Here is a 5,016-nt window from a genome sequence, read left to right as displayed (position 1 = left end):
GAACGAAGAGGGCGAGTGGGATACTGGAAAATTACAGATAGGGGATTGGAAGTCCTTTCAAAAAATCCTGAGAATATTAACAACAAATGTCTTATAGATAATTTTCAGGAGTTTAGAGATTGGTATCAGAACTCGAAATTTTCATCAGAAGAGATGTCTGATACGTTAGTCTTAGATAATGTATCAAATAAATCACCTGAGGAATTAGTGCAAGAGAATGTAGAATTATTAAACTCCCTAACAAAGGATGAACTTAAAGAAATTATTTTGAAACTATCCCCAACCGCCTTTGAAAAACTGGTAGTAGATGTCCTTGTCAAGATGGGATATGGTGGTTCGTACGAAGAAGCAAGCCAGCACCTTGGCAGATCAAATGATGAAGGTGTTGATGGTGTTATTAAACAAGATGTGCTTGGTTTAGATAATATTTATATTCAAGCAAAACGTTGGAATTCTGCAATTGTTGGGAGGAAAGAACTACAGTCTTTTGTAGGTGCCTTACATGGTAAAGGAAGCAAGAAAGGTGTGTTCATTACCACCTCTAAATTTACAGAAGAAGCTGTGAAATATGCAGGTAATTTGTCTGACTTTAAATTAATATTGATTGATGGAGATAAATTGGTAGATTATATGATGAAATATAGAATAGGTGTGCGAACGCATATACCAATTGAAATATTTAAAGTTGACCTTGATTATTTTGAAGGTTATTAAGTGAAATCTTTAGCAGAATAGGGCGAAGAAATTTTTATAGAAAAGATGCATATTTATTAAAACAAAAATATAAAAATTGTGAACTTAAAAATATTTGTAAACCAAATTATCTAACTAAATATCTCTAACCGCGAACAGAAACAGGTCGCTGTGTCTTGATAGATTCTAATTCCGCTTCTATTAATAAAAGTGTTTTATATGCCTCTTCGGGTGGAATAATATCCGAGTCGCGGTCTTTTTGAAGGCATTCCAGAAAATGCCTCAATTCTCCTTCGTATCCATCGCCTTTGAGAACCTTGATAGCCTTCGGTTTACCACGATTTGGGTACCACGTCAGAGCAAGGTTTCGCGACATTTCTAATGTGCCTTGCTCCATAGCAATAGTGAACGTCATTGAAAATGGGTAGGTTGTACTATATTCCCATGCTCCTTCGGCGACAACCCATTGCCGTTCTGGATAGTTATAACTTGTAATGATGTGGTCTACACCGCCTTGTGCAAGGCTTGCACCGATACTTTGGACTGTCTTAGGTTTGCCGAATAGATAGCGGACAAAATCTGCATCATGAATATGCAGATCTAAGGCACATCTTCCTGATTGAGATGCGGTCTGAAGCCAGTTCTGCCAACTCCAGTTAGGTAGTCCACTAACGCGGGTAAATTTTGCAGTGAGCACTTTACCATATTTACCACTCTCTATTAACTCTTTAGCTACGACATAAGATGGCCAAAAACGGATGCAGTGAGCAATATATAAATGTTTTTTATTCTTCTTTGCAGATTTAATCATTTCCATCGCTTCGGAGGATGTTCGTGCCATTGGCTTTTCACATATAACATGTTTACCCGTTTGGAATGCTTGAATGGCTATGGATGCATGGGCTGGAGTAGGTAATGTTATATCAAGTACATCTATTTGCGGGTCATTGAGTATCTCTTCTGGTTTAGAGTAAACCTTAACTTTGCTCAAGTCCAAAGAACCAAAAGGACCAATATTCCCTCTCCTTTTCTTCTCATCCGTATCACATACCGCCACCACTTTTACACCTTTTAATTTGTTGTAAGTGTCAAAATGCACTTTCCCCATCATCCCTAATCCAATGATACCTACTTGAATAGCCATGACAAATCCTCCTTACTAAAGAGTTCTAAAAAAGTGAGTTAAGGGAGAGTCTTATTTAGACTCTCCCAAGTTAAAAAAGGTTTATGCCCAAGTCATTGCTGTCGGTTTTTCCGCAATAATGGCTTGTTTCAAAAATTCAACTGCTTTGGTCAAACCTTCACGATTGGACATCAAACTATCTTCATGTTCAATACTGATAGCACCATCATAACCTACCATACGTAGGTTCGAGAAGAAATCTTTCCACCATTCTAAACTGTGCCCGTAGCCACATGTACGGAATATCCACGAGCGATGAATTTCATCTCCATAATGTTTCGTGTCTAACACACCATTGACCATAGTGTTTGTTGCATCAATTTTTGAGTCTTTAGCGTGCACGTGGAATATGGCTTTACCCAATACACGAACAACAGCACAGGGGTCCATGCCTTGCCAGAATAAATGGCTTGGATCTAAATTAGCACCGATGTTATTTCCACAGGATTTGCGAAGTTTTAATAATGTTTCCGTATTATAAACAAGGAAACCAGGATGCATCTCAAATGCTAAGTTAACACCATGGTCACGTGCAAATTTGGCTTGTTTCGACCAATAAGGAATGGCTACTTCTTCCCATTGCCATTTTAATATATCCAGATAATCTGGTGGCCATGCACAAGTTACCCAATTCGGTTTCTTGGCGGTTGGGTCAGAACCAGGACAACCAGAAAAGTCAATGACAACTTTAACACCCAATTCGTGGGCTAATCTGATTGTATCTGTTTGCACTTCACGATTTTTCTTTGCAAAATCAGGGTCGGGATGTAGACAATTGCCGTGGCAACTCAAAGCACTGATTTCCAGACCTTCTCCTTTCAACAATGCTTTTAATTCATCTCGCTTGGGTTTTGAGGATAATAATTCCTTCACGGGAGCATGGGCACCACCAGGATAATTCCCTGTCCCTAATTCGACACATTGAAGTTGTAGAGGACGTATAATTTCAAGGACATCTTTTAATGGTGTCCCACCAAACATTACCGTTAACATACCTAATTTCATATTCCATTCTCCTTTTATTAATATGTTTTATTGACGGAACTAAATTACCACTTTTTCCCACTTCTTCGATGCAGATGCACGCTCAACCGCATCCAATACCGCCTGACATTTAACCGCATCTTCAAATGTGGGATAGTTTATCTTCTTACTGGTTAAACTGCAGAGGAACTCATACATCTCATGAACAAAAAGATGTTCATAACCAATAATATGTCCAGGTGGCCACCATGCATGTACATATGGATGACCCATATCACATGCTTGGACTTTACGGAAGCCTTGTAATGTAGGTGGATCGCTACGATTGAAATAATGAAATTCATTCATCTCTTCCTGATTCCACAATACCGAGCCCTTACTTCCATAAATTTCGATACTGTTGTAGTTTCTGCGTCCTGGAGCAAACCGTGTTGCTTCGAAGGTCGCCAAAGTATTTTTGCCCTGAATTCGTGCTACATATATCACTGCATCATCGACATCAACAGTGTCGTAAACTTTCTTCCCTTTAACACCTTTGGCTCCCCATGCTCCCACATCACTCTCAGGAACAATCCGTTTCTTAATAAAGGTTTCCATCGTTCCAGCAACTTCGCATACTTGACCAACAAGAAAATGGCACAAATCAGTAATATGAGCACCAATATCACCTAATGCACCTGAGCCCGTATGCTTTTTCTTCAAACGCCACACCATTGGAAAATCAGGGTCAACAATCCAATCTTGTTGATATGCCGCACGAAAATGGAAAATATCACCTAATTGTCCTTTGGAAACTAATTGTTTAATTGTCTGTACTGCAGGAGCAAAACGATAAGAGAAACCACACATATTACGCACGCCAGCCTTTTTAACTGCATCCAACATCTGTTTCGCTTCTGCCAATGTATTGGCTAACGGTTTTTCACATACAATCGCTTTACCTGCTTTCGCTGCCGCAATGGCAATTGGAGGATGAAGGAAGTTCGGTGTGCAAATATCAACCACATCAATGTCAGGACGATTAACCACTTCTTCCCAGTTGTCCGATGTCTCCTGCCAACCATACCGTTCCGCATTCTTCAATGCATTTGGATCTTTGTCACACATAACTTTCATCACGGGCTTCACAGGCGGGTCAAAAAACATCGCTACTTTACGCCATGCGTTGCTGTGCGTCTTTCCCATAAACGCACCACCGATCATCGCTACATTTACTGTCTTTTTAGCCATAAAACGCTCCCTTCAATTAATGGTTAATGTTATTGAAAGAACTTAAACTTTTTTACATATTTTAAAACATATATTATTATAACTACTTTTGATTCAAATACCAAATAAAACTTTGTGAATGATATTATAAAAATTGTTAAAATACCTCCCTTTCGACTTAAAACCAAAAATATAAGGTGAGTGTATTACTTATGAAGATAATGTTTACATCGTAAGAAAACAAGATACTGGAGAATCTCTATGGAAACAATGAAAGAACATTTTGAAGAAGAAGCAAAAGAATATGACCAGATCGTATTAAACCTAATTCCACATTATGAAGAAATGATTGAGGCATTACTGTTAGCCATTCCTTATGAAATAGAGATACCTATTCACGTTATTGACATAGGTTGTGGAACAGGAACAATAGCAAAAAAGGTAAAAGAAAAATGTCACAATGCAAAAATAACATGCCTCGATTTTGCAGAGAATATGATTCAAATGGCAAAAGCGAAGTTAGCATGCTATGAGGATATTTCATATATTTTATGTGATTTTGCAGAATTTGAGTTTGACAGAAAATACGACGTTGTTATTTCTTCATTATCCTTACATCACTTAGGGAACGATAAAAAACAGTTTTATCATAAGGTGTTCATGAATTTAACAAATGGAGGTGTGTTTTACAATGCGGATGTTGTTATAGGTTCCAATGAACATCTCGAAAAGCTATATATGTCAAATTGGAAAAACTTTATGGCTCAATCAATTTCAGATGAAGAAATAAATAAGAAATGGTTGGGCAGACACCACAAAGGAGGCAATCCCGAAAAATTAATATCACACCTCAAATGGCTCGAAGAAGTAGGTTTCACTGAAATAGATGTCGTCTGGAAATATTACAAATATGCTGTATTCGGCGGTACCAAACAAGAGAAGTAAAA

The 5,016-nt window shown here is 38.1% G+C and carries 5 protein-coding genes; 2 read left to right on the top strand and 3 right to left on the bottom strand.

Annotated elements, in window-relative coordinates; translation table 11 throughout:
• Positions 1 to 714, top strand: a 714-nt coding sequence (locus PLJ10_10515; GenBank protein HOK10081.1) for a restriction endonuclease, incomplete at its 5' end; no start/stop codon positions are given.
• 124 nt (positions 715 to 838) lie between these two features.
• On the opposite strand, the gene PLJ10_10510 is transcribed toward PLJ10_10515, so the two are convergent.
• From PLJ10_10510 to PLJ10_10500, 3 genes are all read right to left on the bottom strand, one after another.
• On the bottom strand, positions 839 to 1,837 hold the full coding sequence (locus tag PLJ10_10510) for a Gfo/Idh/MocA family oxidoreductase (GenBank protein HOK10080.1): 999 nt from the start codon (positions 1,835 to 1,837) through the stop codon (positions 839 to 841).
• 81 nt (positions 1,838 to 1,918) lie between these two features.
• Entirely contained in the window at positions 1,919 to 2,881 is a 963-nt protein-coding gene (locus tag PLJ10_10505) for a sugar phosphate isomerase/epimerase (protein HOK10079.1), read from the bottom strand.
• Between the two features lie 39 nt (positions 2,882 to 2,920).
• Positions 2,921 to 4,090 carry a Gfo/Idh/MocA family oxidoreductase gene (locus PLJ10_10500; protein HOK10078.1) on the bottom strand — a complete coding sequence of 390 codons (1,170 nt, stop codon included), beginning with the start codon at positions 4,088 to 4,090 and terminating at the stop codon, positions 2,921 to 2,923.
• 240 nt (positions 4,091 to 4,330) lie between these two features.
• On the opposite strand from PLJ10_10500, the gene PLJ10_10495 reads away from it, so the two are divergent.
• The gene (locus tag PLJ10_10495; GenBank protein HOK10077.1) at positions 4,331 to 5,014 is read left to right on the top strand and encodes a class I SAM-dependent methyltransferase; all 684 of its coding nucleotides are present in this window, start codon (positions 4,331 to 4,333) and stop codon (positions 5,012 to 5,014) included.
• Positions 5,015 to 5,016: the final 2 nt, after the last annotated feature.

The organism is Candidatus Hydrogenedens sp. (genome assembly GCA_035361075.1).
Classification (GTDB): domain Bacteria; phylum Hydrogenedentota; class Hydrogenedentia; order Hydrogenedentales; family Hydrogenedentaceae; genus Hydrogenedens.
This window is presented reverse-complemented; position numbering and strand designations above follow the sequence as displayed.